The organism is Govania unica, assembly GCF_027920805.1.
In the GTDB taxonomy this organism is placed as follows: domain Bacteria; phylum Pseudomonadota; class Alphaproteobacteria; order Sphingomonadales; family Govanellaceae; genus Govanella; species Govanella unica.
Genome location: NZ_JANWOI010000001.1, coordinates 846386 through 872138, shown reverse-complemented (window position 1 = coordinate 872138; position 25753 = coordinate 846386). Strand labels below are relative to the sequence as shown.

The following is a 25753-nucleotide window of genomic DNA, read 5'->3' as shown; positions in this document are numbered from 1 at the left end:
GGTGACCCATGCCTTACAAAGCAACTTTCAGGCCAACAAGCTTTAAATGAAACTTTATAAACAATAACAATACTATAGGTAATATTCCTCAGATTAGACTAATTCAAATGTGTAAATGCTACCGACTCGCAGCACCCTGAATCGGCTTTTCGAGCGCAAAACAACTTGCCGGCAAATAAAAACAATTATCCCCCGCTGAAACGGGGGATAATTGCATTCTCTCTTGTCTAGACTCTATGCCGTCAGAGACAGCGGATAGGACAACCGCCTGCGTCCCCGCAGGACCACCATCATCATCAACCCCGTGATCAGCAGCCAGAAGGCCGATGGGACAGGAACCGGGTGGGCGCCCTGAATATCGCTGATGCGGAATTGCCTGCCATCGTCAAGGCCGACATTGCTGCTAATGCTGACTTTCGTCAGCCGATCGCCGTCATCCGCAACAATGGTGAGGAAATTATCGCCATTCCCCACAGCCAATGCGTATGACGCGGTCCCACCACCTTCCAGAAAGGCCGTGATCGTCGCCGTCCCTTCATTACCTTCCGCCAGATGCAGGTTAAAGATCAGATCCCCGAAAGTTCCGCCAGCCAAAAGATAAACAGAGAGGTCGGTGAAGCTGTCTGTACCGGCACCGGTCACGCCAGCCTGACCATTGCTTGGGGTAATCAGGTTTATCGGAGAGGTAAAGGCGACCAGGACATCGGAATGATCAGTCAGCCCTGTCACGGTCATGGCCGGGCCCTCAATCGTATTGGGCCCGTTGAAGATAATATTCTCCTCATCCGCCTGAGGGTGATTCCCCGGAGTAAAAATGACACCGGCAGTGGCACCGCTGGCGGCTACCAAAGACAGAGCCGTAAAAGCTGCCAACAGACTCGTTTTAAAGATTTTCATGACTTTCTTCCTAATTATATAAAGGAACCAAAATCTTATTTACTCGTACTGTGGAGGGGACTTGGGACTTCTTCGGCTTGAACCGGCTGAATTACGTCACTGGGCGCCTGCCAGCGTGCTGTTCGCGACCAGAACATGAGCCGGTGAAAACATGCCGATGAAATTTGCAACTCGGATACAGACGCGTCGCTGTCGTGACCCGACAGCGGCAAGGAGCCCAAGACCTCACAATCTGGCACCGTGCTCATCACCCTTTCGACGGCGTGACGACTAAGACAGACAAGCAAAAATCGGGCCATGTTCTATCAGCCCGCCAGAACGCAATTGTATCAATATGATACAGAACCACCCCCCATAGTACTTATATAAAACTGTAAAAATTCTCGACTCCCGCCCTGCTCCAGAATTCCAAAGAAACCATATTTCTCATTTAAATTCAGAGCCTTACTAAAATTACCCTGTACAACAGCTATTTTCCGTGCATTTACAACAACCAGTCGCTAAAACCCGAACATGGCTCTTTTGGATATGTCTGATTTCATGGTTGCCTTGCCCGCACGCGGATCGCTCCTCGGGCTGGATCTCGGCACCAAAACCATCGGCGTTGCGGCGTCCGACGGCACACGGCTTGTCGCCACCCCGGTCGAAACCATCCGCCGCGTCAAATTCACTCAGGATATCGAGGCGCTGAAGGCCATCATCAAAAGCCGCAACGCTGTCGGGCTGGTGCTCGGGCTGCCGCTCAATATGGATGGGTCCGAAGGCCCGCGCGTGCAATCCACCCGCACCTTCGCCATCAACTGCGCGCCGCTTATCGACCTGCCGGTGGTCATGTGGGATGAGCGGCTGTCGACGGTGGCGGTCACCAAATACCTGCTCGAAGCCGACGTCACCCGCAAAAAACGCGCTGAAGTCGTCGACCGCATGGCGGCGGCGTTTATCCTCCAGGGTTTTCTCGATTTTCTGCGTGCCCGGGCGACTTAAGGTCATGTCATCCTGAGCGAAGCGACAGCATCCTGGGGGATTCTTCGCTAACGCTCAGAATGACAATGGATATCGGCTTAGAACCGTCCGCTCAGACCCAGTCTGAAGGCACGCGGCGAGCCCGGCATGATGTTGGTATTGCTGTTGGCGTTGACATAATAGCGTTCGTTGAACAGGTTCTCGACATTCAACTGGGCCGAGACCATGTCGTTGATATCATAGTAAAGCGCCGCATCGACACGCAGGAAATCCGGCATGACCACCGTGTTGTCGGTCGTCGTATAGCGCTTGCTTTGATAGATCACCCCGACGCCCGCGCCAACCTGCGGCAGGATGTTATAGCGGTTCCACAGAGCAACGCTGTGCTTCGGCAGATTGGCGAGCTTGGCACCGGCCGGAACCGTCAGTGATTGCGCGGCGGTCAGCTTGCCATCCTGATAAGCGTAGGAGGCAATGACGCTCCAGGCGTCGGTGATATTCCCGCTCGCCCCAAGCTCCACGCCCTTGGTGCGCTGGCCCTTGACCAGCGTCGAGCCGAGCCCCGCGTTGTTCGGATCAAGCGGCACCAACACATTGCTGCGATCCAGCTGATAGACGGCGGCGGTCAGCAACAGATTGCCGTTAACATCCCATTTGGTCCCAAGTTCGTAATTCTTGAACTTTTCGGGATCAAGTGCCGCATTGCTCAGCGATAGTGACGCCAGCTGTTCCCCGGCGCGCGGCAGATAGGTCAGGCTGTAGCTTGCATATAGCGAGACCGTTTCGATCGGCTTGAACACCAGGCCTGCGCGCGGCGACCACAGATTGTCCGCTGATTTAAAGCTCGCGCCATTGCGGTTGTTGGTGAAATCCACATCGAATTTGTCATAGCGCACACCCAGCACGGCCTGAATCTGCGGCGTCAGTTCGATCTGATCCTGGATGTACCCGGCATAAGCCTTGGCCACGCCGTGATTGTCGGCGTCGGTCGCGCTCTGGCGGAAGGTGATCGGCACCGAGATCGTGGGGCTGCCGACCGGCACGGTGATCGTGGTCGTCGTCGGGCTCACGCCCGTGAAATAGCCGGTCTGGCGGAAATTGTTCGTGGCCTGACGGCTGTATTCGACCCCGGCCAGCAAGGTGTGACGGATCGATCCGGTCATCACGTCATAGGTCAGATCGGTCTGGTTGGTGAAACTATCGCGCGCGGTCGCGTTGCTATAGGCCGAGATCTCCACCGTGGTTCCGGCCGCATTGACCAGGCCCGGGAAGACGTTCTGATAGAATTTGTCATAATTCGCATAGCGCGTGCGGTTGCGAATGGTCAGGCCGTTGCCGAAATCATGTTCAACGGCCAGATTGACGGCATCCACATTGGCGGTCGTCGGGCTCAGGTCCGGGTCGCCAAAAAACGTCGACCGATCGGTTTTGAGCGGCCGCCCCTGATAAGACGGAACGCCACGATCGGCTGTCCGTTTGTCATCGAAATGTTCATAGCCGACCTGCACCAGCGTCGCGTCGCCAAGCCGGAACGAGGCCGTCGGGTTGAGACCCCAGCGTTCAAGATTGACGCCGTCACGGAAGCTGTCCGAATTCTCGTAAAGGCCGGTCATGCGCAGGGCGATGGCGTCGGTCACGCCCTGCCCGACATCAAACGTGCCGCGGTAATGATCGTCGCTGCCGGTCTCAAGCCGAACTTCGCGGGCGCCATCCCAGTTGGCCTGCCGGGTCACGCGGTTGATGACCCCGCCGACGCCGCCACGGCCGAAAATCATGGCGTTCGGGCCCTTCAGAACTTCAACGCGCTCGATATTATAGACGTCGCGGTAATACTGAACGTCGTCGCGAATGCCATCGACGAAAAAGTCCGACGTCGAGTTGTTGCCCCGGAAGATCGGCGTGTCGCGATTGCCTTCGCCCTGGGCGAAATTGATCCCCGGCACATAACGCACGACATCGGCCATGCTCTGGCTCGCAAGATCATTCATCTGCTGGCGGGTGACCACCGACACGGCCTGCGGCACATCGATCAATTTGGTGTCGGTCTTGGTGGCGCTGAGCAGACGATCGGCGTGATAGCCCTGATCGGCCGGGGCCTCGATGGCGAACCCGCCGACTTCAGCGCCCTCAACCTTCACGGGGCCAAGTTTCTGCGGCCCCGGTTTCCCAGTCTGAGCCTGAATTTGGGCCGATGCATCCGCCGCTGTCTGCGCCTGAACCGGCAGCCCGAGGACTAGAGCATTAGCCAGCACCGCCACACTTGCGGTCGATACCCAGAACAGACGGCGGCGCGACTTGCGGCAACCCGATTCCGACAGCGTTTCCAAGCTCATTTGCTTATCCCTTTTCATACAAGTCATTGTTTTTATGTGACCAAAATCTTGCTGTGATCTGCAGCACATCCATTTTGCTAATGGTTTGCATTTGCGATTCACATTGAGGCGGACGATAATGCGGATGAAAATCATTCGCAATATTAATTTTGCACGGATTTCATCCCCTAACCGTCATCGCGAGTCACGCAAGCGGCGCGGCGACCCAGAACCTTTGGGCCTGACCCTGACCAGACTCTGGGAGTGATGAGGCTGGATTGCCGGGTCAAGCCCGGCAATCCAATTTAATAAATGCTGTCATTACCGGACGCGGATTAATCGCGAGGTCGGTGCTATCGCTCGCCGGCAATGACAATTTAATATGTGCTGTCATTACCGGGCTTGACCCGGTAATCCATTGCCCGCCTGACAAGGTGGTAGAACCGGATTGCTTCGGCCTAGCGCCTCGCAATGACGGGCAGGCTGGCCAACCCGCCAATCAAAATGCGAACAAATGCGCGCCGCCCCTTGCCGGCGGCCCGCCGCATCTTTATAAATGCTTCTTTAATGACAACAGCACATATCACACCCCCGCCCTCACCTTCCGTCGGCGCATCCGCAGCCGGGGAAATTTTCTATCCGCACAAGCATTTACTTGGGATCGAGGGGCTTTATCCCCACGAACTCACCGGCTTGCTTGATCTGGCCGACACCTATGTCGAGCAGAACCGGCGCACCAATAAGAAAAAGTCGCTCCTGAAGGGGCTGACGATGATCAACCTCTTTTTCGAGAATTCGACTCGCACCCGCACCTCGTTCGAGCTGGCGGCGAAGCGGCTTGGCGCCGATGTGATCAATATGCAGGCGGATTCGTCCTCGGTGAAAAAGGGCGAGACGCTGCTCGATACCGCGATCACCCTCAATGCCATGCACCCGGATATTCTAGTCGTGCGCCATGCCGACTCGGGCGCGGTCAAGCTGCTGTCGGAAAAGGTCTCGGGCGCGGTGATCAATGCCGGGGACGGCCAGCATGAACATCCGACTCAGGCGCTGCTCGACGCGCTCACCATCCGCCGCCGCAAGGGCCGCATCGATGGGCTGAGGGTGGCCATCTGCGGCGACATCCTGCACAGCAGGGTGGCGCGGTCGAACATTCACCTGCTCAACACCATGGGCGCGCGGGTGCGGCTCGTGGCCCCGCCGACGCTGCTGCCGAACAGCATCGACCATCTCGGCTGCGAGGTTTTCCATGACATGCGCGAGGGCCTCAAGGACTGCGACATCGTGATGATGCTGCGGCTTCAGCTTGAACGGATGGAATCGAGCTACCTGCCAAGCGTGCGAGAGTATTTTCATTTCTACGGCCTTGATTACGACAAGCTGTCGGTGGCCAAGCCCGATGCGCTGATCATGCATCCCGGCCCCATGAACCGGGGGGTCGAGATCGACAGCCTCGTCGCCGATGACATCAATCGAAGCGCCATTCAGGAACAGGTCGAAATGGGCGTGGCCGTCCGCATGGCCTGCCTCGACGCCCTGACCCGCGCCACCCGCAATGCAGAGGCCGACCAATGACGTCACATGTATTTGTCAATGTCCGCCTGCTCGATCCGGCAAGCGGGCTCGATGCCATGGGCGGGCTTGTGGTTGAAGACGGCAAGATCGTCGCCGCCGGGGCCAACATCCGCGCCGGGGACGCGCCTGAGGGCGCGACCGTCATCGATGGCGACGGCCACTGCCTCGCCCCCGGTCTGATCGACAGCCGCGTCTTTGTCGGCGAACCCGGGGCCGAACATAAAGAAACCCTCGCCTCCGCCAGCCAGTCTGCGGCGGCGGGCGGTGTCACCACCATCATCACCATGCCAAGCACCAAACCGGCCATCGACGGCGTGTCGCTGGTGGAATATATGGCGCGCCGCCGCAGCGATGACGTGCTGGTCAATGTGGTCCCCATGGCCGCCGCGACCAAGCGTCTCGAAGGCAAGGAAATGACCGAGATCGGTCTGTTGACCAATGCCGGGGCCGTCGCCTTCACCGATGGCCGCACGGCGGTTGCCGATGCCTCGGTCATGATGAAAATCCTGAAATACGGCCGCATGTTCGATGCCCTGCTGGTCCAGCACCCCGAAGAACCAACGCTCTCGAAAGGCGTCATGAACGCGGGCGAACTGTCAACCCGGCTTGGGCTTTCAGGCAGCACCCCGCTTGCGGAGCTGCTGATGATCGAACGCGACATCCGGCTGGCCGAGGCCACCGGCGGACGCCTCCATTTCGCCCATGTGACGGCGGCTGGGTCTTTGGCTGCCGTGCGCGCCGCCAAGGCCCGCGGGATCCGGATCACCTGCGGCGTCACCCCGCCGCATTTCGCGCTCAATGAGCTGGTCGTCGGCGACTATCGCACCTTCGCCAAGATTTCCCCGCCCTTGCGCGCCGAAGACGACCGCCTCGCGGTGATCGAAGGCCTGAAGGACGGCACCATCGACGTCATCGCGAGCGGCCATGATCCGCAGGACGCCGAAAGCAAACGCCTGCCCTTCGCCCAAGCCGCCTTTGGCGCGGTCGGGCTTGAGACGTTGCTGCCGGTCTCCATGGAGCTTTATCACAACGGCTATCTCTCGCTCCTTGAGGTCATTGACCGGCTGACCCGACGTCCGGCGGAGTTGTTCAAACTGCCGGGCGGACGGCTTGCGGTGGGCGCGCCCGCCGACCTCGTGCTGTTCGATCCCGACCTCGCCATCCGCATCGACGCCGACCGCTTCCGCAGCAAATCAAAGAACACGCCCTTCGACGAGCAGCCAGCCCAGGGCAAGGTCATGCTGACCATGGTCGGCGGCCGCGTGGTCTATAGCGCTCAAGCTTGATATGCTGTCACTTCCGCGTCTGTGGAACGTCGGAATCTTGAAAAACCAACGTCATCCTTAAATGACGACCAAGATTGGAGATCCGCGTGGACCCCATCACGCCCCAATTCCTCGGTCCCCTGACCGAAACACTGCCCACCTGGCTCGCCATCATCGGCGGCTATCTGCTGGGTTCGATCCCGTTCGGCCTGCTGCTCACCCATATTGCGGGCCTTGGCGACATCCGCAACATCGGCTCCGGCAATATCGGCGCGACCAATGTTCTCCGCACCGGCAACAAAAAGCTGGCGCTGTTGACCCTGCTTCTGGATGGCGGCAAGGGTGCGGCGGCGGCTTTGCTCGCCGGGATGATGCATCCGCTTCTTGGCATGTTCGCCGCGGCCGCCGCCTTTATCGGCCATCTCTATCCGATCTGGCTCCATTTCAAGGGCGGCAAGGGCGTCGCCACCTTCCTCGGCGTGCTGTTGGCGCTGTCCCTGCCGACCGGCATCGCCACGGCCCTCACCTGGGCACTGGTGGCCGCGGGGTTCCGGTTTTCATCGCTCGCAGCGCTGATCGCGGCGCTGGCCAGCCCGTTTTTCGCCTTTCTCTTTTCCGGCCTGCCGCTCGCCATCCTGACGGCTTCGCTCGCGTTCCTTGTGGTCATGCGCCATGAGGACAATATCCGCCGCCTGCTGCGCGGCGAAGAACCACGCATTGGCGCAAAAAAAGAGAAATAGCCTCAGTCTCGTCTCGACCATAGGTTGACCGCCGCGAAATCTCTGCCAAACTCCGAATATAAAATTAAGGGGGGCAGCATGGATTTCGGGGCGCAACCGTCGGCACCGCTCGACCGGAACGAAAAATTCGCACGGCTCCGACTGATCCGGAGCGAAAATGTCGGCCCCATCACCTTTCGCCAATTGATCGCCCGCTGCGGCAGCGCCATCGCCGCCCTCGATCACATCCCCCACATGGCCCGCCGTGGTGGCCTGAGCCGCCAGATCCGCATCTGCAGCACAGACGCCGCCGAAACCGAAATGCAGGCCGCCCGCAAGCTCGGGGCCAGGCTGTTGTTCTGGGGCGAGGCCGATTATCCCAGCGGGCTCGCCGCCGTGGACGACTCCCCACCACTTATTTATGTACGCGGCCACCCGCATCTGCTGCAAAAACCCATGCTGGCCATTGTCGGGGCGCGCAACGCCTCCACCGTCGGCCGCAAAATCGCCGGCGACATTGCCCGCGATCTTGGGCAGGCAGGCTATGTGGTGGTCTCCGGCCTCGCCCGCGGGATCGACGGCGCGGCCCATGCGGCAAGCCTTGCCACCGGCACCGCCGCCGTGCTCGCCGGTGGCGTCGATGTGGTCTATCCGCGCGAACATCAGACTTTATATGATCAGATCCTCGAGTCCGGCGTCCATGTGGCCGAACTGCCGCCCGGAATCGAACCCCAGGCGCGCCATTTTCCACGCCGCAACCGTATTATTTCAGGACTGAGCCGAGGGGTGCTGGTGGTCGAGGCCAATCTGCAATCGGGCTCGCTCATCACCGCCCGCTGCGCCGCCGATCAGGGGCGGGAGGTGTTCGCCATCCCGGGATCGCCCCTTGATGCCCGGGCGCTCGGGCCGAACCGGCTGATCCGCGACGGCGCGCTCCTGACCGAAAGCGCCGCCGATATTCTGGCCGCCCTGCAAAGCCTCGACAACCGCCGCATCCGCGAACCCCAGGGCCATGGCGGCATCTCAGCCCCACCAGCGGCCCTGCCCGACAGCCTGCTTGAGGAAGCGCACGACATCGTGACCGAGCTTCTTGGTCCCGTCCCGGCCGGGATCGATGACCTGATCCGTGAAAGCGGTCTGTTGCCAGCGGCCGTCCTCACTGTTTTACTGGACCTTGAACTTGCCGGACGGGCTGAACGTCATTCAGGCAACCGGGTGTCTCGCTTGCCGGATTGACCTCAAAAACCAGATTTTCCGGCGGTCTGCTCCGGCCGTGAAAAAAGAAAGTCGGTTACAGGAGCTGCGCTTCTATGTTAAAGCGCGAAAGTGAGACAATCTCGCCCACTGCGCGGCGAGCCCTGGAACATGAGCCGGAACAAGAGGCCCCATGAACAACGTCGTCATCGTCGAATCGCCTGCCAAGGCCAAGACAATCAACAAATATCTCGGCAAGGACTATCAGGTCCTGGCGAGCTTTGGCCATATCCGCGACCTGCCGTCAAAGGACGGCTCCGTGCGCCCCGACGAAGACTTTTCCATGGACTGGGAAGTCGATCGCGACAGCCAGAAGCGCATGGCCGAGATCGCCAAGGCCGTCAAAGGCGCCGACAAACTGTTTCTGGCCACTGACCCGGATCGCGAAGGCGAGGCCATTTCCTGGCATCTGCTTGAGGTCCTCCAGGCCAAGGGCGTCCTGAAGAAGGTCGAGACCAAGCGTGTCGTCTTTAACGAAATCACCAAATCAGCCATTCTGAAGGGCATCGACAACCCGCGGGATATCGATATCGAGCTGGTGGACGCCTATCTGGCCCGCCGCGCCCTTGATTATCTTGTGGGCTTCACCCTGTCGCCGGTGCTGTGGCGCAAGCTGCCGGGCGCCCGCTCAGCCGGTCGGGTGCAGTCGGTGTCGCTCCGTCTCGTCTGTGACCGCGAGCTTGAGATCGAGACCTTCGTCGCTCAGGAATACTGGACCGTGCTCGTCGATATGACGACACCCGAACAGGCCGCCCTGACCGCTCGCCTGGTGGAGCTTGACGGCAAGAAGCTTGAGAAATTCACCCTTGGAAACGCCGGATCGGCCGATGAGGCCCGGGCCCGCATCGCCCAAAGCGTCTTCCATGTGGCCCAGGTGGAAAGCAAACCGGCCCGCCGCTTCCCGCAACCGCCCTTCACCACCTCGACCCTGCAACAGGAAGCCTCGCGCAAGCTCGGCTTCAGCGCCACCCGGACCATGCAGGTCGCCCAGAAACTTTATGAAGGCCTTGATATCGGCGGCGAAACCGTCGGTCTCATCACCTATATGCGAACCGACGGGGTGTCCATCGCCGCCGAGGCTCTGGCCTCCTGCCGCGACGCCATCGAACAGAATTTCGGCAAAAACTACCTGCCGCCAAGCCCGCGCGAATATAAAGCCAAGGCCAAGAACGCGCAGGAAGCCCATGAAGCCATCCGCCCGACGGACCTTCATCGCAAGCCCGAGTCCCTGGCCGGCATGCTGACGGACGAGCAGCTGAAGCTCTATGACCTGATCTGGAAGCGCACCATCGCAAGCCAGATGGAAGCCGCCGTCTTTGAACGCACCAGCGCCGATATCCGCTCCGTCGACAATAAGGTCGCGCTCCGCGCCACCGGGTCGGTGCAGAAATTCGATGGCTTCCTCAAGCTCTATCAGGAAGGCCGCGACGACGCCGGGGAAGACGAGGATGCGAACATCCTGCCGGCGCTCACATCAGGCATGGATCTCGCCACCCGCGACGTCCGCCCCGAACAGCATTTCACCGAGCCGCCGCCGCGTTATTCCGAAGCTTCGCTGGTCAAAAAGATGGAAGAGCTCGGCATCGGCCGTCCCTCCACATATGCCTCCGTGCTGCAGGTTCTGCGCGACCGCAGCTATGTGCGCATGGACAAGAACCGCTTCATCGCCGAGGACAAGGGACGGCTTGTCACCGCCTTCCTCGAAAGCTTCTTCCGCCGCTATGTGGAATATGACTTCACCGCCAGCCTTGAAGAAAAGCTCGACGAGATTTCCGCCGGCACCATCGGCTGGAAAGAAGTTTTGCGTGCATTCTGGAGCGATTTCTCGGCTTCTGTCGAGGCCACCAAGGATTTGCGCGTCACCGAAGTGCTCGACAAGCTGAACGATCTGCTGGCCCCCTTCATCTTCCGCCCGACGGAAGACGGCCGCGATCCCCGCAGCTGCCCGACCTGCAACGTCGGCTCCCTCAGCCTCAAGATCGGCAAGTTCGGGGCCTTCATCGGCTGCTCGAACTATCCCGAATGCCGCTATACCCGGCAGATGGCCGACAGCGCCACGGGCGGCGACGAACTCGCCGAAGGGCCGAAGCTTATCGGCACCGACCCTGCAAGCGGTCTTGACGTCACCATCCGCACCGGCCGCTTCGGACCCTATATCCAGCTTGGCGAGGGCGACAAGCCGAAACGCGCCTCCATCCCGCGTGACGTGCCGCTTGAAAATGTCGATTTTGACAAGGCCATCGCCCTCCTGTCCCTGCCGCGTGAGGTTGGTCTCCATCCCGAAAGCGGCAAGCCGATCACCACGGCCATCGGCCGCTACGGCCCCTATGTGTCCCATGACGGCAAATTCGTCAGCCTGCAATCGACCGAGGACGTGTTCACCATCGGCCTCAACCGTGCCGTCACCGTCATCGCCGAAGGCAACAAGGGCCGCGGCCGCAGCGCCCCCGAACCGCTGCGCCAGTTCGGCGACAGCCCGGTCACCAGCAAACCGGTCAAGCTCATGAGCGGCCGGTTCGGCCCCTATGTGACCGACGGGACCACCAATGCGACCCTGCCGGCCAGCGTCAATCTCGACGCCCTGACCCTTGATGAGGCGCTCGCGATCATCGCCGCCCGCGCCGCCAAGGGCCCAAGCACGAAATCGGCCAGAAAGCCCGCCGCTAAGAAACCAGCGGCGAAGAAGGCCGCAGCCAAACCAAAAGCTGCACCGAAAGCAACCGCCGCCAAAAAACCGGCAGCCAAAAAAGCCGTTGCGAAAAAGCCCGCTGCCAAAACGACTGCAGCAAAGAAACCAGCGGTGAAAAAAACCGCAAAAGCCAAACCAGAATGACGGACCAGACTTGAAACCAACCACAAAAACATGGGTGCCCCCCAAAAAGGCACCCTTCCCGAGCAAGGAAGAGATTCTCCGCTTCATCACGGAGACCCCCGGCGTTGTCGGCAAGCGCGAAATCGCGCGCGCCTTCCATATCCAGAATGACGACCGCATCGTCCTCAAGGCCATCCTCAAGGAGATGACCGACGAAGGCATGCTGAACCGTGGCCATAAAAAGGCCATGCACAAGGGCGGCGAGCTGCCCAAAGTCGCCGTGGTCGAAGTCAGCGGCCGCGACAAGGACGGCCATGCCATCGTCAAGCTCGACCAGTGGGAGGGCCATCAGCCGCTCATCCTGCTGCACGAAGACCGCCGCATCGGCGCACTCGGCAACGGCGACCGCGCCCTAGTGCGCATTGAACGCATTAGCGCGGCGGTCCATGAGGCGCGGATCATCCGCCGTCTTGAGGCCGGAGTGCCGCCCTTCATGGGTCGCTTCAACCTGATCAAATCCCGCAACGGCGGCATGGAAGGCCGCATCACCCCGGTCGACAAGAAACTCCGGGCCGAATTCAGCGTCACCGAAGATCATTATAACGGCGCGAAAAACGGCGAACTGGTGCTCGCCGAGGAAGTGCGCGGACGGAGCGGACGGCCGCTTGGCCTGCGTCCAGCCCGGGTACGGGAATGCCTCGGCTCCCTCGATGCGCCGCGCTCCATCAGCCTGATCGCCATTCATGCCCATGAGATCCCGGTCGATTTCGACCCAGCCGCCGTGCGCGAAGCAAAAGAAGCCAAACCAGCCCCGTTCGAGAATCGCACCGATCTCCGTCAGATTGCGCTCATCACCGTCGACCCGGCAGACGCCCGCGACCATGACGATGCCGTCTGGGCCGAGGCCGACCCCGATCCGAAGAACCCCGGTGGCTGGCATGTGATCGTCGCCATCGCCGATGTGGGCCATTATGTGCGCCCGGGCTCGGCCCTTGACCGTGATGCTCGCAAGCGCGGCAATTCGGTCTATTTCCCCGATCGCGTGGTCCCCATGCTGCCGGAGGAACTGTCGGCCGATCTCTGCTCGCTGATGCCCGGAGTAGAACGCGCGACGCTCGCCGTCCATATGTGGTTTGATGCGGACGGCGCCAAGATCCGTCATGAATTCGTGCGCGGCATCATGAAATCCGCCGCCAACCTCTCCTATGAGGTCTTCCAGGCCGCCTATGACGGCCATGGCACCCCGGATACCGACCCGCTCCTTGAAAGCGTCATCAAACCGCTTTATGGGGCCTATTTCGCGGTTGAACGCGAACGGCAGCGGCGCGGTGCGCTTGAGCTTGATATGCCCGAGCGCAAGATCCGGCTCGACGATAGCGGCCGCGTCATCGACGTCCGCGAGCGCGAACGGCTGGATGCCCATAAGCTCATCGAAAATTTCATGATCGCCGCCAATGTGGCCGCCGCCGAGACGCTTGAAAAGCATCGCGAGCTCTGCATGTACCGGGTTCATGACGAACCAAGCCCGGAAAAGGTCGAGGCGCTGCGGGAGTTTCTCGAAACCCTCAATATCAAGCTCGCCAAGGGTCAGGTGCTGAGCCCCGCCCTCTTCAATCGCGTGCTCGAACGGGCCAAGGACAGCCCGGAGGCTCATGTGGTCAATCAGGTGGTGCTCCGAAGCCAGATGCAGGCCATCTATGCCCCGGACAATCTCGGGCATTTCGGGCTCGCGCTCAGGCGTTATGCCCATTTCACCTCGCCCATCCGGCGCTATTCCGACGTGCTCGTGCATCGCGCCCTGATCAGCGCGCTCAAATTCGGATCTGACGGGCTGTCGAGCGAGGACCGGGCGCAATTCTCCGAGACCGGCGAATTGATTTCAGGCACCGAGCGTCGGGCCATGGCCGCCGAACGCGATTCGAATGACCGCTATCTGGCCTCGTTCCTGTCGGAGCGGGTGGGGGCGACCTTCACCGGGCGAATCTCCTCCGCCACCCGTTTCGGCCTGTTCATCTCGCTGGATGAAACCGGTGCCGACGGCCTGGTGCTGATCTCGTCCCTGCGCGGGGATTATTATCACCTCGACGAAAACCGCCACAGCCTGACCGGCGAACGCACCGGCCGCATCTATCGCATCGGTGATCCGGTGACCGTGACCCTTGTGGAAGCGACTCCGCTCACTGGCGGCATTCGCCTGGAAATGGTGGAAGATTCCAAATCCGACCAGAAACTGAACCGCCGCGTCCGGGCCAGCGTGACCCGCGAAAAGCCGAAAAAGACCGGCAAACCTGCCAGAGGCAAGCGGCGCTAGCTGTCTTTGCCAAATAACTGTCATCCCCGCGTAAGCGGGGATCCAGACCGGCCTATCATAGAAAGACTGGATCCCCGCTTACGCGGGGATGACAAACTAGATTTAGGCTAGATTCGGCCTGGCCAAACTTAACCCCTAAATAATCCGGTATTTGATCAGCACTTCGGCCACATCGTCGGAGAATTGCGCGCCTTTATGCAGAATCGGCACGTGCGGCGGCAGGTCGCGGAGCTTGTCGTCGTCATTGTCGAGGCTCGTCAGCAGAGCGAGCGGCAGGTTCCGGGTGCGCGGCATGGCCGCCAGGGCGCAGATCAGGTCAATCCCGTCCAGTTCCTCGAGAATCGCCGACACCACCACCAGATCCGGACGGGTATGAAGGGCGAAATCAAGAGCTTCAAGCGGCCGCCCAACCAGCGTCACGCGATAGCCGCAGGCCGCAAGCTCCTGCCGCACATAGCGCGTGGCCGTGCCGCCGGGCGCCACCAGCATGATTTCAACATCCCGCACCTCCACCTCGGCGGGATCGAAGCTTGCGAGCCGCAAGGGCAGCCCACGGGCGATCTGCCGGATCGTCTCCGGTCCGGCCTCAAGATGATGGACACAGATATCCTGCAAACTATCGATAAAGACCTGAAGATCCCGGCGCGCCTGCAGATCCACCGGAGGCGTGAGATCGCCGAGGTAATCCTCCAGGCGATGCGCCACAACGGCCACGACCGGAAATCCAAACGATCCGCCAAGCCCCTTCAGGCTATGCGCATCGCGGCGCAGATCGCTTAAAGCATCCGGTGTCACCTCGGGCTGGCCCAGCAGCAGGGACATGCGGTCAAGCCGGTCTTCGATCCAATCGCGCGCCTCGATCCGCAGATCCACCAACAGCTGGTCCTGGTCCAAACGCTTCATTATCGCCCCTTCCTGGAAAGCTTATGGTCTTTGGCCTTGCTAGCAAAAAAAGGTTAACATTCCTTACCTGACGCCCTCGGCCCCTTGAGGAAAAGGCGGCGTTTTCCGTGCGGTTTCGCTTGACTTCAAGTTCACGCACGCTATTGTCCGGTCTGATTTTAAAGACAGCGATTAATGCGAGACGAAAGACATGGCCAAGCCGACCAGCATCAAAATCAAGCTCGTCAGCACTGCGGATACCGGATTCTTCTATGTTGCTAAGAAGAACCCGCGCACCAAGACGGAAAAGCTTTCCTTCCGCAAGTATGATCCCGTCGTGCGCAAGCATGTCGAGTTCAAGGAAGCCAAAATCAAGTAATCGGCCGCGGCTCCTCGGGGTCGCTCGATAACTCGATTGCGGACAAGAACGCAATTTTCAGAAAACCGGACCTTTTACGAGGTCCGGTTTTCTGCGTCTTCAGGAGACCACTGCACCGTTGCTGCTAACAGCGCACTAGAGCTGAGAGATGCAGATTAATCCCGGGCCACGACGACCCGGTTGCGGCCTTCATTCTTCGCCTGATAGAGCGCCGCGTCAGCGCGGGCGATCAGGGACTCGAGGGAGGCGGGGTGACCCGCGGTACAGGCGATGCCGAGGCTCACCGTCACTGCCTGACTGGTGGTGGTATTGATGTGGAAAGGTTCTTGTTCAATGGCGGCGCGCAGCCGTTCCGCCACCATGACGGCGAAATCCGTGTCCGTTTCCGGCATGATGACGACAAATTCTTCCCCGCCAAACCGCGCCGCGAGATCAATGCCGCGAATGTTGCGGCTGATGCGCTGGGCGAAATCGCGCAGCACCTGATCCCCGGCCGCATGACCGTAGCTGTCATTAATGCGCTTGAAATAATCGATATCCATCATCATCACCGACAGCGTACGGCCCGACTGTTCCGCATTCTGCAACAGCGTTTCAAGATGGCTGGTCATGAAATGGCGATTATAAAGGCCGGTCACGGCGTCCGTTGTCGCCATACGGTAATTTTGATGCGCCGTTTTACGCAACTGTTCAGCATAGCGCTTGCGCCGCACCTGCGTACGCACCCGTGCCACCAGTTCGTTGCGATCGATGGGCCGCACGAGATAGTCATTCACTCCGATTTCAAGCCCGCGCATGAGTTCACGCGAATTGCTTTCATCGACGATGACCAGAATCGGCACATGCCGGGTCTCTTCGATGGAGCGGAGCTGGGAGCAGATGCGCAAGCCATCCACCGCCGCAAGCCCAAGGCTGATGACCACAAGATCATGACCGCCCGCAGTCGCACGCTCAAGGGCGCTCTCACCGGTCAGATCCAACTCGACGCGACCGACAGGAATCATGGCTTCGGCCAAACGATTCGCCGAGCGTTCCTGATCCTCGACCAGCAGAATGAAGGCATCCTCGATCTCGCCCGCATTCATAATCGGACCATCGGGACGGAACCCCAGAGACTGACTGGTGACTTCGCGCATGACCAGTTCATCGGTCAGCATCTTCAGCCGAACGAGCGAACGCACACGAGCAAACAGCGCCACGTCATGCACGGGTTTGGTGAGAAAATCATCGGCCCCGGCCTCAAGCCCCGTCACCCGATCGCGCGGATGATCAAGCGCCGTCACCATGATGACCGGAATATGCGACGAACGTGGGTCAGCCTTGATTCTGCGGCAGACCTCAAATCCGTCCATGCCAGGCATCATGACATCCAGCAGAATGATATCAGGCGGCGTACGGGCAATGATCGACAGAGCCTCTTCGCCGCTCGTCGCGCAGAGGACATCAAAATACTCACTCGTGAGCTTGGCTTCGAGCAGTTTGACATTCGGGAGAACGTCGTCAACGACGAGAACGCGGGCGGACATATATTAGCCTGTAAAGCGACGTACCGTGGCGACGAAATCTGCCACCGAAATGGGCTTGGCGATATAAGCCTCGCAGCCGCCCTCGCGAATTTTTTCCTCATCCCCCTTCATGGCGAAAGCCGTCACGGCGACCACGGGGATAAGGCGCAGAACATCATCTTCCTTGAGCCATTTTGTGACTTCAAGACCGGAGACTTCTGGCAACTGAATGTCCATAAGGATCAGGTCAGGACGATGCTCCCGCGCAAGCTCCAGCGCCTTCATCCCATCCCGGGTTTGTATGGTTTCATACCCATGAGCGCCGAGAAGATCCGAAAAGAGCTTCATGTTCAGCTCATTATCCTCGACAATGAGGACCGTTTTCGTCATCGATCGCTCTTTCCCTGTAACCTCTAAATCCAACCCGCCCTCACCATGCTACACTACCAGGTGTGATGTACAACCATTGCATCCCCAGATTGCTAAAGAACACCATGGGACCCTTTTTTAAGAGGCCGTCAGCGCACGATCTTAGTGGCAAATATTCAGTATTCGATTGCAAAAGCGCCAAACCGATCCGATCGTCTGATCGGATATGGCATTTTTCATTTAACCGGGCTCACCACCAGTTGCCAATGGACTATAATAGGGCAAACATCCTAAATAAGTGTTAGCGAGGCGTGGAAAATTGCCTAACAAATTCAATGACAGGCCCCAATCAGGGAGAATCATGTCCCTCGATCAGGCCGAGACGATCGCCCTCCAGTCCGTCGCTTTTCTCGCATCGGACGAGGACTCTCTGGCCGATCTTCTGCATCTGACCGGGCTCGATTTCGCAAGCCTCAAAACAGGCCTTGCCAATCCTGACATTCTGGCGGGCGTACTCGCCATTTTGTTGCAAAACGAACAGCGTCTGCTGGCCTTTTGCGCCGCCTTCGACATTGAACCGAGCGCCCCCGCCGCCGCCCATCATCGGCTCGCCCCCCTTCATTCCGATTTCTGACTGAGAACCTATGACTGTAATCGCCGACTATACCCGCCTTCAACTTGATGCCTTGCCGCTGGTGCGGGGGCGTCCGCTGGTAATCTCCGACGCCGACGAGGTGATCGTGCATTTCGCCGAACCGCTTGAAATTTATCTCATGGCCCGTGGCTATGAGGTCGATTTCAAGGATTATCGCCTGCAAGGATCGGTGCGCCGTACAACGGACGGCACCATCCTGCCGCTTGAGGACATCATCAATCTGGTCGATGCCTTTTTCGCCGACGAGGTCGAAAATCAGCGCCCCGTGGCCGGGGCCATCCATGCTCTCAACCGGCTTGGGGATCGGGCTCAGGTCGTGGTGCTGACCAATCTTCCCGACGATTTCCGCGCCCGCCGCGCCCGCGCCTTTGCCGCCCATGGACTCCATGCCCCGGTGGTCGCGAATACCGGGCTGAAGGGCGCCTCCGTACGCCTGCTGGCCGACATGGTGCAGGCCCCGGTCATATTTATTGATGACACCGAGCCGCATATCCGCTCCGTCGCGAAACAGGTCCCCGCAAGCTACCGGGTGCATTTCGTCGCCAACGAGCGGCTGGCCCGCCTGCAAACGCCCGCGCCCGACAGCCATCACCGGTCGGACTGCTGGGATCAGACTCATGACGCCGTCGCAGGCTTTCTCGCCTCCCACGGTTACTGACGCGGGGAACCGGGATGGGAACGCCAGCCCCCGGTTTCTGCCGCGATTGCGCCACAAGCGTGGGGCCAAACCGCAGCCGCTGCCCGGCCTGTGGCAGTCCCCGTCTGCTGCGCCATCCGGAACTCCCTGAGCTGTCCATAGCCCATATCGACTGCGACGCCTTTTATGCCAGTGTCGAAAAACGCGACCGTCCGGAGCTGCGCGACAAACCGCTGATTATCGGCGGCGGCGAGCGCGGGGTGGTGTCGACCTGCTGCTATATCGCACGGACGCGCGGCGTACGCTCGGCCATGCCCATGGGACAGGCACGCAAACTTTGCCCGGACGCCGTGGTTCTGCCCCCCGACATGGCCAAATATCGCGAGGCGAGCCGCGCCATCCGCACTTTCCTGGATGCGCTCACGCCGCTTGTGGAACCGTTATCGCTGGACGAAGCCTTTCTCGATCTGTCCGGCACGGCGCGGCTTCATCACCGGACCCCGGCCGAAACTCTGGTGCGACTGGCGATCGCCATCGAACGCGAGGTCGGGGTCACCATCTCGGTCGGGCTGAGCTATAACAAATTCCTCGCCAAGGTCGCCTCCGACCTCCGAAAACCGCGTGGCTTCGCCATCATCGGCCGGGCCGAGGCCCCGGGGTTCCTCGCCGAACAATCGGTCACGCTCATCTGGGGCGTGGGAAAGGCGCTCGCGGAAAAACTGTCCCGCGACGGCATCAGCCGCATCGGCCAGCTACAGAACATGGAGGAAAGCGACCTCATGCGCCGCTATGGCGCCATGGGGCAGCGGCTTTATCGCTTTTCACGCGGCGAGGATCGCCGGGTGGTCGAACCCGAAGGCGCCCCGAAAAGCGTCTCGGTCGAACATACTTTCAACAGCGATCACAGCGACCCCGAGATCCTGGCGGCGACCCTCTGGACCCTGGCCGAGGATCTGGCCCGCCGCCTGCGCCACAAGGATCTCGCCGGCCAGACCGTGACCCTCAAGCTCAAGACCACGGATTTCCAATCGCGCACCCGAGCCGAGAAACTCGACAGCCCGACCCGGCTCGCCCAGATCCTCTACCGCACCGCCCATCACCTGCTGCTGCGCGAAGCCACCGGTCCGGCTTTTCGCCTGATCGGCATCGGCGTCAGCGACCTCCACCCCGCCGAAGCCGCCGACCCGCCCGACCTCGTCGACACCGAACGCGACCGCGCCCGCCGCACCGAAGCCGCACTGGACCAGTTGCGCGACAAATTCGGCACCAAGGTGATTGGCAAAGGCCGCGCCCACAAAGCCCCCCGCTAAAGCCGCCATCATCGCGAACCGCTGTCCCTTATAGCCGCAAGACTGGATTGCTTCGGCTCCGCCTCGCAATGACTCTGCGAGATGATCGAGCCACACCGTGTGGTTTCCGCCGTCATCGCGAGCCGCGTAAGCGGCGTGGCGATCCAGGACTTCAGGCCGGAGAGACTGGATTGCTTCGGCTGCGCCTCGCAATGACAATCTGAAACATGTCATTACCGGGCTTGACCCGGTAATCCATTGCGCCACCACCAAAAACCTTCTGTTAACCCTAACAACTTATTATCCATAAACTGGACAAAGTAACCGACCCAAGTCTGCCGACCGGCAATTTCTGCCCACGGCACTGTCCTCGACACGAAACAATTCCAATGGGTTAAACCGGCACGACCTTTGCTAAGGAATGATTGTTAACATCCTGCGGGAGGATCGATCATGATTAGGCAATCTGTAGCAGCGTCACCAGGACCATCCGCGGCCCACGGCCTCGCGGCGCAGAATTTTGACCTTGATCTCAATCCTTACGTGGGCCGCATGGCCAGCCGCCTTGTGCAAAGCTTCACGTCGGATTTCACCGGGCGGGAAGAAGACCGTTGGGCGATCATCACCGAAGTGCTCGGGTTTGCCGCCGAGGCCGAACAACGCCTGTGCGAGCAGCGCGAGCGCATCACCGAACTCGAAGCCCTGACCGTGACCGACGCCCTGACCGGCATCGGCAACCGCCGCGGTCTCGAAGACTTCCTGCACCGGGCCCTTGCCAATGCCAACCGCCATCAGGAAACCGGCGTGCTCGCCTTCCTTGATCTCGACGGCTTCAAGACCATCAATGACAGTCATGGCCATGCCCTGGGCGACGAATGTCTGCGCATGGTCGCCGGCCTCCTCGGCGACAAGACCCGCACCACCGACTATGTGGCGCGGAGCGGCGGCGATGAATTCGTCGTCGTCCTCACGCACTGCACCGCAGCCGACGGTATCCGCCGCATGCGCGAATTGCGCCGCATGATCGACGGCCTCGACATTCATCACGAAGGCCAGATCATCGGCCTGAAGGCGAGCCTAGGCGTCATTCCTTACGGCAAGGGCGACAATTACGGACTGTTGATGCAAGAATCGGATGCTGCCATGTATGCCGATAAACTCAGCCGCCGCAAAGCGCGGCTCCGGGTGCATCTGCGTCAGGCATCCTGAACTCCCGGTTTGCCAACTTTCCTGATTGGGCTTACCTTGCCGGATCTTAGTCCGCAAACACTCAAGATCCGATCAGGAGCCGTCATGTCCACGTCACCCGAAGCCCGCCTTGCCGCTCTTGGCATCACCCTGCCTGTCCTGCCCGCCCCGGTGGCCAATTATGTGCCCGTGGTGCAAAGCGGCAATCTGCTATTCGTGTCGGGGCAGCTTCCGTTCGTCGATGGCAAGGTTGCCGTCACCGGCAAGCTTGGCGGCAATGTCTCGGAAGAAGAAGGCATCCATGCCGCGCGGCTTTGCGCCATCAATCTCCTGGCGCAGGTCAAAGCCGTCACCGGCGATCTGGCCAAAGTGACCCGCGTCGTGCGCCTTGGCGGTTTTGTCGCCAGCACCCCTGATTTCACCGGCCAGCCCAAGATCGCAAACGGTGCCTCCGATCTTCTGGTCGAAGTCTTTGGCGACGCCGGCCGGCATGCCCGCACAGCGGCCGGAACCAATGTTCTGCCTTTGGATGCAGCGGTGGAATTCGATGCGATTTTTGAAATCGCTTAACATCGCACCGCCAAGGCACGGGGCCGCGCCGGACTGGTTGACGGCGCAGCCCTTTGCCCATCGCGGCCTGCATGACAGCACCAAAGGCATCATTGAAAACAGCCCGAGCGCCTTTGCTCAGGCCATCAAGGCTGGCTGCGGCATCGAACTTGATGTGCAGTTATCGGCCGATGGCCAGGCCCTCGTCTTTCATGACGACAATCTTGAAAGACTGGTGGGCCTGTCCCGCCCGCTCAGCACAGTCACAGCAGATGAAGCCGCAACGCTCCGTTTCACCGGTAGCGAGGATACGATCCCGACGCTCGCCAAAGTGCTCGCCATGGTCGACGGCCGCGTGCCGGTGCTGGTGGAGATAAAATCCGCGCCACGCGCCACCGGCCCGCTTGAACTGGCGGTGGCCAAACTCCTCGATGACTATCCCGGCCCCGTGGCCATCATGTCCTTCAATCCGGACAGCGTCGCCTGGTTTGCTGATCACCGCCCCCAAGTGACGCGCGGCTTCATCGCCTCCCCGCGCTATCGCCATGAACTGGGCTGGCGGCTGTCTCATGTGGCCGGGCAGGCCGCCGCGGCGGCGCGCTGTCACCCTGATTTCGTCGCATATGACATCCGCTCGATCCCGAACCGCTTCACCCGGGGCGTGCGAACGGCGGGCCTGCCACTGCTGACCTGGACCGTCCGCAGCGAGAGCGACCATGCCCGCGCCGCTGCCCATACCGACAATGTCATTTTCGAACATCCATGACTGCGTCCTTTCATCTTACGCTCCATGAGCATATCCGCGACATCCCGGCCACTCACTGGGATGCGGCCGCCGGTCATGACAACCCCTTCGTCAGCCACGCCTTTCTTCTCGCCCTTGAAGACAGCGGCTGCGTCGGGTCCGACAGCGGCTGGCTGCCCCGTCACGCAGCCTTGCGCGATGACGACGGCCAGATCGTCGCCGTGGCCCCGCTTTATCTCAAAACCCATTCCTACGGCGAATATGTGTTCGACCATGCCTGGGCCGAGGCCTATGGCCGCGCCGGAGGACGCTATTACCCGAAACTGCAACTGGCCTCCCCCTTCTCGCCGGTGACCGGGCCACGGTTATTGGTCGATCCCGCTCGCGCCGACGCCGATCAGATCCGCCGCGCCTTGCTCGCCGCCCTCGTTTCGGTTACGGACCAAAATCATCTGTCCTCGCTCCATGTGACATTCGCCACGGAATCAGAATGGCAGCTCATGGGAAAAGCCGGGTTTCTGCAACGCATCGATACCCAATATCACTGGGAAAACCACGGCTACGGCAGTTTCGATGACTTTCTGAATGCCCTCTCCGCCCGCAAGCGCAAGGTGATCCGCCGCGAACGCCGCGATGCCCTGCCACCGGGTCTGACGATCGAAACGCTCAGCGGAGCCGATCTCCGCGAAGAACATTGGGACGCCTTTTTTGACTTTTACCTCGACACCGGCAGTCGCAAATGGGGCCAGCCCTATCTGAACCGGCGGTTCTTTTCATTGCTTGGGGAGAGGCTTCCGGACTCGGTCGTGCTCATGCTGGCCCGCCGCGACGGCCGCTATGTGGCAGGCGCGCTCAATCTTGTGGGCGGCGGCATCCTGTACGGCCGCTATTGGGGCGCCATCGAGGAGCATCCTTTCCTCCATTTCGAGCTCTGTTATTATCAGGCCATCGACTACGCCATCCGCCACGGCCTGGCCCGAGTCGAAGCCGGAGCCCAGGGCGAACACAAGCTCGCCCGTGGCTATCTCCCATCGCAGACCTATAGCGCTCACTGGATCGCCGACCCCGGTTTCCGCGCCGCCGTCGCCGCCTATCTCGACCGCGAACGGGTCGCCATTCTGGAAAATATGGACGTTGTCACCGAATTCGGTCCCTTCCGCAAAGACTGACCGCTTGCCGCCGACCACCCTGCCCGCCTATCGTAGTCCTCGCCGTTTGACTGTTTTGAGGTGCCTTGCATGATCCGTTCCCTGCGACCGTCCACCGCCGTTATTCTTTTGTCAGCCGTCCTGTTGTCAGCCTGCGCCGGACGTGACGACCGGCCGCGGCTTGACAATGTGAGCCTGATGAACGGTCCGAAACTGTTCTCCACCGCAAGCGACTTCAAGGAACGCAAACAATATCGCGAGGCGGCCCAGGGCTTCAGCCTGATGGCGGGCTGGGGGCGCGGCTGGGAAGTGGCACAGTATCAGTTGGGCGTCTGCCTTCTGGCCATCGCCGACAACCCGGCCGCAAACGACAGCCCGAAGGACCTCCGCCGGGAGGCCTTTGTCTGGATCAAGCTCGCCGCCGATTCGGGTAACAAGTCGGCGCAATCGCGCCTCGCGCTCATGCTGCGTGACGGCATCGGCATCAGCCCCGACCTTCAGGAAGCGGCGCGCTATGCCATTCTCGCCGAACAGGGCTCGGGCGATATCCCGCTCGTGCGCAGCGCCGCTGAGGCCGAAGTGAGCGCAAACCTGCAACAACGCCTGAAACCCGCAGACTGGGATGAAGCAAAACGCCTCGCCCGCAATTTCAGCCCCATCATCCAGTCGGCCCGCCAGCCCACACCGGGCACCAGACCAACCAAGAACTGACCGAGCCATGCGACGGAAAGCCACCCTTCTGATCTCTACCCTGATGCTGGCATCTGGCCCGCTTCAGGCGGCCGATCGGGTGACGCTTTCCGACAGCAGCAGTCAACCGGCTTTCGGCGACCTTGAGACGCTCACCAGCCGCAATCTTGTCCGGGTGCTGGTGCCGCTGAGCCGCAGCGACTTCTATCTCGACAGCGGCAGCCCACGTGGCCGCACAGCGCAGCGGCTTGAAGCCCTCGCCACCGCCCTCGCCCCGCTCCGGGTGCAATATATCCTGACCCCGCGCGACCGGTTGTTAAGCGATCTCGCCGCCGGACGCGGCGACCTTGCGGCGGGCGGCATCGAAATCAGCGATCACGGGCTGCGGAGTATCGATTTCTCCACCGCCGTCGCAACGCCCGCAGCCGATGTCTTTGTTACCCGCAAGGGCTCCCCGGCGATCCGCAGTTTCGAGGATCTGTCCGGACGCCGGGTCTATGCGCGGCGCGGCAGCCGCACCCTCGCCTATCTTCATGCCCTTGACGCCCATCTCGCGCAGGAGGGGCTGCGGCCCATGGTCATCCTCAGCCTGCCCGAGGAACTGGGCGAGGAAGATCTGCTCGACATGCTGAACGCCGGGCTGATCGAGGCCACCGTCACCAGCGAACGTCTGGCCAAATTCTGGGCCCGCCCGCTGCCGCAGATCCGCCCCGAAGCGCCGCTGGCCAGCGGTGACAATCCGGAAGCAACCCTCCAGTCAAGCGGCCGGATGGCCTGGGCCTTCCGTCAGGAGAGCCCCGCGCTTGCGAAAATCGTCAACAGCACCCTGGCCGATTTCCCCGAGCCGTCCGACGAGGATGTGGCACGCTGGGGGGCCAATGCCCGCAAGCTGCAAAACGCCCGAGGTGCTGCGGCCTTGGCCCGGCTGGACAAGGCTCTGCCGCTCTTTGAAAAATACGGCGCCGAACTCAATCTTGAGCCGCTGGTCATCGCCGCCGTCGGATTTCAGGAATCGCGCCTCGACCACTCGGTGCGCGGCGCCGGGGGATTGACCGGCGTCATGCAGATGCGCGCGCCCATCGCCAAACAGATGAAAGCCGGCCCCGTCACCAAATTCGACAGCAACATCGAAGCCGGGGCCAAATATCTCGCCTATCTCGCCAACCATCTGTTTGGGGGTGCGAAACCCGACCGCCTGAACCGCAGCCTGTTCGCCGCAGCCGCCTACAACATGGGCCCCGACCGCATCAGCTCAGCCCGCGTCAAGGCCAAAGCCATGGGCCTAGACCCGAACATCTGGTTCGACAATGTCGAACTCGCCGCCATGGCCCAATCCGGCCTCCGGCCAGTCCTGTATGTGCGGGATATCTTCAAATATTACGTCGCCTACCAAGCCGAATTCGCCCTGCGCCAACGCCCCTGAGCTGCTCTCCCCGTCGATAAGGGAATTGTCATACGCGGGCTTTATCCATGTCTCAGACAGCAAGATGGATTGCCGGGTCAAGCCCGGCAATGACATGGAAACAATGACGCCAATTCCCGTTTTGCCCTTGGTGCCGCCGTTCTTCTGAGCCGTTCTAACGACAAAGAAATTGTCATCGGCGGGCTT

At 60.7% G+C, this 25753-nt stretch carries 22 protein-coding genes; 17 read left to right on the top strand and 5 right to left on the bottom strand.

Annotated elements, in window-relative coordinates:
- Positions 1 to 234 precede the first annotated feature (234 nt).
- Positions 235 to 897 carry a VPLPA-CTERM sorting domain-containing protein gene (locus tag NYP16_RS04015; protein WP_274942818.1) on the bottom strand — a complete coding sequence of 221 codons (663 nt, stop codon included), beginning with the start codon at positions 895 to 897 and terminating at the stop codon, positions 235 to 237.
- Positions 898 to 1425: 528 nt separating this feature from the next.
- Here NYP16_RS04015 and ruvX point away from each other — a divergent pair.
- On the top strand, positions 1426 to 1881 hold the full coding sequence (gene ruvX / locus NYP16_RS04010) for a Holliday junction resolvase RuvX (RefSeq protein WP_274942817.1): 456 nt from the start codon (positions 1426 to 1428) through the stop codon (positions 1879 to 1881).
- Between the two features lie 77 nt (positions 1882 to 1958).
- On the opposite strand, the gene NYP16_RS04005 is transcribed toward ruvX, so the two are convergent.
- Positions 1959 to 4193: a TonB-dependent receptor gene (locus NYP16_RS04005; RefSeq protein WP_274942816.1), complete on the bottom strand. Its 2235-nt coding sequence runs from the start codon at positions 4191 to 4193 to the stop codon at positions 1959 to 1961.
- Between the two features lie 546 nt (positions 4194 to 4739).
- Between NYP16_RS04005 and NYP16_RS04000 the strand changes: the two genes are divergently transcribed.
- The 6 genes from NYP16_RS04000 (at position 4740) to rnr (ending at position 14108) form a co-directional block, all read left to right on the top strand.
- Positions 4740 to 5747, top strand: a complete 1008-nt coding sequence (locus NYP16_RS04000; RefSeq protein WP_274942815.1) for an aspartate carbamoyltransferase catalytic subunit — start codon at positions 4740 to 4742, stop codon at positions 5745 to 5747.
- Positions 5744 to 7033 carry a dihydroorotase gene (gene pyrC / locus NYP16_RS03995; RefSeq protein ID WP_274942814.1) on the top strand — a complete coding sequence of 430 codons (1290 nt, stop codon included), beginning with the start codon at positions 5744 to 5746 and terminating at the stop codon, positions 7031 to 7033. Before NYP16_RS04000 ends, pyrC begins: the two co-directional genes overlap by 4 nt.
- An 86-nt stretch (positions 7034 to 7119) precedes the next feature.
- Entirely contained in the window at positions 7120 to 7752 is a 633-nt protein-coding gene (plsY, locus tag NYP16_RS03990; protein ID WP_274942813.1) for a glycerol-3-phosphate 1-O-acyltransferase PlsY, read from the top strand.
- Between the two features lie 78 nt (positions 7753 to 7830).
- Positions 7831 to 8967, top strand: a complete 1137-nt coding sequence (dprA, locus tag NYP16_RS03985) for a DNA-processing protein DprA (RefSeq protein ID WP_274942812.1) — start codon at positions 7831 to 7833, stop codon at positions 8965 to 8967.
- A 151-nt stretch (positions 8968 to 9118) separates the two neighbouring features.
- Entirely contained in the window at positions 9119 to 11818 is a 2700-nt protein-coding gene (topA, locus tag NYP16_RS03980) for a type I DNA topoisomerase (protein ID WP_274942811.1), read from the top strand.
- A 10-nt stretch (positions 11819 to 11828) separates the two neighbouring features.
- Positions 11829 to 14108: a ribonuclease R gene (gene rnr / locus NYP16_RS03975; RefSeq protein ID WP_274942810.1), complete on the top strand. Its 2280-nt coding sequence runs from the start codon at positions 11829 to 11831 to the stop codon at positions 14106 to 14108.
- Between the two features lie 135 nt (positions 14109 to 14243).
- Here rnr and NYP16_RS03970 read toward each other — a convergent pair whose 3' ends face one another.
- Entirely contained in the window at positions 14244 to 15011 is a 768-nt protein-coding gene (locus NYP16_RS03970) for a response regulator (protein ID WP_274942809.1), read from the bottom strand.
- Positions 15012 to 15201: 190 nt separating this feature from the next.
- Here NYP16_RS03970 and rpmG point away from each other — a divergent pair, with 190 nt between their 5' ends.
- Positions 15202 to 15369, top strand: coding sequence for a 50S ribosomal protein L33 (rpmG, locus tag NYP16_RS03965; protein WP_274942808.1), 168 nt, complete (start codon positions 15202 to 15204; stop codon positions 15367 to 15369).
- 155 nt (positions 15370 to 15524) lie between these two features.
- Here rpmG and NYP16_RS03960 read toward each other — a convergent pair whose 3' ends face one another.
- Positions 15525 to 16895, bottom strand: a complete 1371-nt coding sequence (locus NYP16_RS03960) for a PleD family two-component system response regulator (RefSeq protein ID WP_274942807.1) — start codon at positions 16893 to 16895, stop codon at positions 15525 to 15527.
- Positions 16896 to 16898: 3 nt separating this feature from the next.
- A complete protein-coding gene (locus tag NYP16_RS03955; protein WP_274942806.1) occupies positions 16899 to 17264 on the bottom strand; it encodes a response regulator in 366 nt (121 codons plus the stop codon).
- Between the two features lie 340 nt (positions 17265 to 17604).
- Here NYP16_RS03955 and NYP16_RS03950 point away from each other — a divergent pair, with 340 nt between their 5' ends.
- From NYP16_RS03950 to NYP16_RS03910, 9 genes are all read left to right on the top strand, one after another.
- Positions 17605 to 17877, top strand: coding sequence for a DUF3572 family protein (locus tag NYP16_RS03950; protein WP_274942805.1), 273 nt, complete (start codon positions 17605 to 17607; stop codon positions 17875 to 17877).
- Between the two features lie 10 nt (positions 17878 to 17887).
- Positions 17888 to 18556, top strand: coding sequence for a hypothetical protein (locus NYP16_RS03945; RefSeq protein ID WP_274942804.1), 669 nt, complete (start codon positions 17888 to 17890; stop codon positions 18554 to 18556).
- Positions 18557 to 18570: 14 nt separating this feature from the next.
- Entirely contained in the window at positions 18571 to 19845 is a 1275-nt protein-coding gene (locus NYP16_RS03940) for a DNA polymerase IV (RefSeq protein WP_274942803.1), read from the top strand.
- A 432-nt stretch (positions 19846 to 20277) separates the two neighbouring features.
- A complete protein-coding gene (locus NYP16_RS03935; protein WP_274942802.1) occupies positions 20278 to 21033 on the top strand; it encodes a GGDEF domain-containing protein in 756 nt (251 codons plus the stop codon).
- A gap of 84 nt (positions 21034 to 21117) precedes the next feature.
- Positions 21118 to 21582, top strand: a complete 465-nt coding sequence (locus NYP16_RS03930; protein ID WP_274942801.1) for a RidA family protein — start codon at positions 21118 to 21120, stop codon at positions 21580 to 21582.
- Positions 21560 to 22327, top strand: a complete 768-nt coding sequence (locus NYP16_RS03925; protein ID WP_274942800.1) for a glycerophosphodiester phosphodiesterase family protein — start codon at positions 21560 to 21562, stop codon at positions 22325 to 22327. Before NYP16_RS03930 ends, NYP16_RS03925 begins: the two co-directional genes overlap by 23 nt.
- Complete coding sequence (locus NYP16_RS03920) at positions 22324 to 23475, top strand: GNAT family N-acetyltransferase (protein WP_274942799.1); 1152 nt, start codon at positions 22324 to 22326, stop codon at positions 23473 to 23475. Before NYP16_RS03925 ends, NYP16_RS03920 begins: the two co-directional genes overlap by 4 nt.
- Positions 23476 to 23544: 69 nt before the next feature.
- Positions 23545 to 24165 carry a tetratricopeptide repeat protein gene (locus NYP16_RS03915; RefSeq protein ID WP_274942798.1) on the top strand — a complete coding sequence of 207 codons (621 nt, stop codon included), beginning with the start codon at positions 23545 to 23547 and terminating at the stop codon, positions 24163 to 24165.
- A 7-nt stretch (positions 24166 to 24172) separates the two neighbouring features.
- Positions 24173 to 25567 carry an MltF family protein gene (locus NYP16_RS03910; protein ID WP_274942797.1) on the top strand — a complete coding sequence of 465 codons (1395 nt, stop codon included), beginning with the start codon at positions 24173 to 24175 and terminating at the stop codon, positions 25565 to 25567.
- Positions 25568 to 25753 lie beyond the last annotated feature (186 nt).